Raw genomic sequence first — 3,914 nt, forward strand, 5'->3', positions numbered from 1 at the left:
TGGCTTTAACTGCAAAATCTACCGTCTTAAACCTTGCACATGGGGTACATATCAGGGGTATGGTGATTTTAAAACTTATTTATATTGAATGATACTATATGCTTATCAGTTCTTTTCGAGTCTCGCCTTCGCACCAAAAAGAAATAACCCGATCACACCTGTGGTCGGGTTTTTTTCTTTCCTGATAGTTTCTTATAAAGTCTATTCAATCCAGGAGGTATCACCACATCCCTGACGCAGAACCTCAATCTTGTCGTCAAGCAGGCTGATCACCGTTGAAGCTTCATCCATCAGGACTCCTCCATCAACCACCATATCGACCAATCGCCCCATACTGTTGTTGATTTCGTAGGGATCGGCTGGTGTTGTTTCTCCGGCAATATTGGCGCTGGTTGTCACCAGTGGGTGCCCCAGTTCATTAACAATGGCATGACAGATAGCGTTATCGGGAATTCTTACGCCGACGGTTTTCTGCTTGGTACTCAATGAATCAGGAACAATCTTGGAGGCTTCAAGCACAAAGGTATAGGGACCGGGAAGATGGCGCTTCATGATTTTAAATGCAAAATTGCTGACCTGGGCATAGTTGGAAATTTCCGCCAGATCCTTACAGATAAAGGAAAAAGGCTTGCGGCTGTCACGCTGTTTTATCTGAAAAATCTTTTTTACCGCCCGGCGATTAAAAATATCACAGCCGATACCATAGGTGGTATCGGTTGGATACACAATAACTCCCCCCTGCTGCAGACATTCAACGACCTGGACAATCAGTCTAGGCTGCGGATTATCCGGATTAATAGACAGATACATAGCCTGCTCCTTTGGCTTATAACAACATTTTCAGTCCGGGAACTTTTTTCAGCTCCGCATAAATATCCGTTAGCTGTGTGGTATTGTAAATAATCAACATTACCGAAATCGATTGGTATGTGCCATGACGACTTACTTGACTGCGCACAGAATCCATCGGCACCGGCGCATGAAGTTCTATCGCTTCGATCACTTCGCGACGAAACTTATCTCCACCCTGACCAATGGCCTTGAACTGATAATGGCAAGGGAAATCTATCAGGTCTTCAGGTTTTGACTGCTCACTCATCCGTTTGTCCGCTCTGTGCCCGTATGTCCGAAGCCCCCAGATCCACGCTCGGTGGAATCCAGAGTTGACACTTCGATCAGTTGTGCCTGAACCACTGGGGCCACAACCATTTGGGCGATACGATCCCCGGGTTTAATTTCAAAGACATCCCTGCCATGATTGATCACAATAATCTTAATTTCACCACGATAATCAGCATCAATGGTACCTGGTGTATTAACCAAAGTTACTCCATGATTAATGGCCAGACCCGAACGGGGACGCACCTGAATTTCAAACCCTGGCGGTATTGCTACAGCAATACCCGTTGGGATCAGGCAGCGTTCACCCGGTGCCAGTAAAATGGGCTCATCAGGTTCAGCACTGATATCCATACCGGCAGACAGGCTCGTCATATAGCGTGGCAACTGGGCGGAAGGGTTTATTCTTTTAATTTCTATCGCCGGACTTTTCACAGATAGTCCCCTGAATAAACAATGGCCGCATAAAGAGAGATATCTTCTGCGGCCATCGTAGCTGATGAACATCGTTACTGCTGTAGACGCAGATTATTAACCTTCTTCGGACATTTCTGATCCGAGGGCCGCCTTGCGGGACAGCTTGATTTTGCCCTGGCGATCGACACCGATACACTTAACCAGAACCTGGTCTCCTTCTTTGATCACGTCGGTTACATTGCGTACCCGTTCGTTGGCAAGCTCCGACACATGAATCAAGCCATCAGTCCCGGGGAAGATTTCAACAAAGGCTCCAAATTCCATGATTTTCTTGACGGTACCCATATAGAGCTTGTCAACTTCGGCTTCCTGGGTCAGATCGCGGATCATCTTGATTGCCATTTTGGCAGCAGCACCGTCGGCTGAAGCGATGTGGATGGTGCCGTCGTCCTGAATATCAATGGAACAACCAGTCACTTCAATGATGCCACGAATATTCTTGCCGCCGGAACCGATAACAGTACGCACCTGATCCTGCTTGACGCGGATGCTGGTGATTTGTGGCGCATACTTGGACAATTCTGTGCGCGGCACGGAAATGGCTTTGGCCATTTCCGCTAAAATATGAATACGACCGGCCTTGGCTTGCTCGAGGGCTTGTTGCATAACCTCCTTGGTCACGCCGGAAATCTTGATATCCATTTGCAATGCGGTAATGCCGCGTGCCGAGCCGGTGACTTTGAAGTCCATATCGCCCAGGTGATCTTCATCGCCCAGAATATCCGACAGGACCGCAATGTCATCACCTTCCTTGATCAGCCCCATGGCAATGCCGGCGATTGGTTCGGAAACCGGAACCCCGGCATCCATCAGCGCCATGGAGGCACCACAGACAGACGCCATGGAAGATGAACCATTCGACTCAAGCACCTCGGAAACAATCCGCATGGTGTAGGGAAATTTTTCATGCTCCGGTAAAATCTGGGCGGCACTGCGCTCAGCGAGCATACCGTGACCGATTTCGCGCCGACCGGGGAAAAGGCGCATGCTGGTTTCACCGACACAGAATGGCGGGAAATTGTAGTGCAGCATGAATTTCTTGAATTCCATCCCCTGGACATTATCCATGCGCTGTTCATCGGAAGAGGTACCCAGGGTAGCGGAAACCAGAGCCTGGGTTTCGCCGCGGGTAAACAGGGCACTACCATGAGCGCGTGGCAATATCCCGACCTCGCAGCTGATCGGACGAATATCTGCCATACCACGACCATCGATACGAATGCGATCTTGGGTAACACTACGACGCACGACAGTTTTTTCGAGAGAACCAAGAGCAGCAGAAATCTCTTCAGAACGACCTTCAAATTCTGTAGCCAGTTGCTCTTTAACATCATTACGGATAACGCCAAGGGCAGCATAGCGTTCCTGTTTGCTGCGAATAGCAACCGCTTCAACAATGCGCGGTTCCGCCAGATTTTTCACCTTGTCCACCAGCACCGGGTCTTTTTCAGCTACAACAAATTCACGTTTTTGCTGACCAACCAGTTTGGCAAGTTCCAGTTGCAGATCAATCAACGGTTGCAGTGCATTGTGACCAAAGAAGATAGCGTCGAGTACTTCCTGCTCGGAAAGAAATTTCGATTCTCCTTCCACCATCATCACGGCATCGCGGGAACCGGCAACAATCAGTTCCACATCGCTGACCTTCATCTGCTCCAGAGTGGGATTGGCGACAAATTCCCCATCAACACGCCCGACCCGAACTGCTGCAATCGGCCCCTCGAAGGGGATATCAGACACCTCAACCGCTGCCGATGCGGCAACCATAGCGAGGGTATCCGGATCATTAATCAGGTCGGCAGATATAACCGTTGGCATGATCTGGGTTTCGTACATGTACCCTTTGGGGAACAGGGGGCGCATAGGACGATCAATCAGACGACAGATCAAGGTTTCACGCTCACTCGATCCACGTTCACGACGGAAGAAAGAACCGGGAATGCGTCCGCTGGCGTAAAACTTTTCGGAATAGTTGACGGTCAGCGGGAAAAAATCCTGACCGGGGCGGATACTGTGGCCGGACACCACGGTACATAAAACCTTGGTCTCGCCATAGGTGACAATGACTGCGCCATGTGCCTGACGAGCCATTTTTCCGGTTTCAATGGTCAGGGGTTGACCATTGAAGTTTACTTCTACTTTATGATAAGCCATAAAAACTCCTTGTTGGCACCGTCCGGCAACAGCCTGACAGTACTATTATGTGGTTATACCAAAAGGAGGATGGCCTGAGACAACAACCGAGAAAAGATCGGATACTCTCTCCGGACAACCTCCACGACAAAAACAAACAGTGTGAAGCGGCCCGCCCTACATCA

The 3,914-nt window shown here is 49.4% G+C and carries 4 protein-coding genes; all 4 read right to left on the reverse strand.

Translation table 11 applies throughout. The annotated features are described in order from the left end of the window. Nucleotides 1-201 precede the first annotated feature (201 nt). The 4 genes from AC6F7T_RS11365 to pnp all read right to left on the reverse strand — a co-directional run bounded on the left by AC6F7T_RS11365 (nt 202) and on the right by pnp (nt 3,750). The gene (locus tag AC6F7T_RS11365; protein WP_500718938.1) at nt 202-810 is read right to left on the reverse strand and encodes an L-threonylcarbamoyladenylate synthase; all 609 of its coding nucleotides are present in this window, start codon (nt 808-810) and stop codon (nt 202-204) included. 16 nt (nt 811-826) lie between these two features. Then, entirely contained in the window at nt 827-1,099 is a 273-nt protein-coding gene (locus tag AC6F7T_RS11370; RefSeq protein WP_500718940.1) for an HP0495 family protein, read from the reverse strand. Further along, nucleotides 1,096-1,554, reverse strand: a complete 459-nt coding sequence (gene dut / locus AC6F7T_RS11375; protein WP_500718944.1) for a dUTP diphosphatase — start codon at nt 1,552-1,554, stop codon at nt 1,096-1,098. Before dut ends, AC6F7T_RS11370 begins: the two co-directional genes overlap by 4 nt. A 96-nt stretch (nt 1,555-1,650) precedes the next feature. Further along, nucleotides 1,651-3,750, reverse strand: a complete 2,100-nt coding sequence (gene pnp, locus AC6F7T_RS11380; protein WP_500718942.1) for a polyribonucleotide nucleotidyltransferase — start codon at nt 3,748-3,750, stop codon at nt 1,651-1,653. Nucleotides 3,751-3,914: the final 164 nt, after the last annotated feature.

The organism is Pelovirga sp. (genome assembly GCF_059864205.1).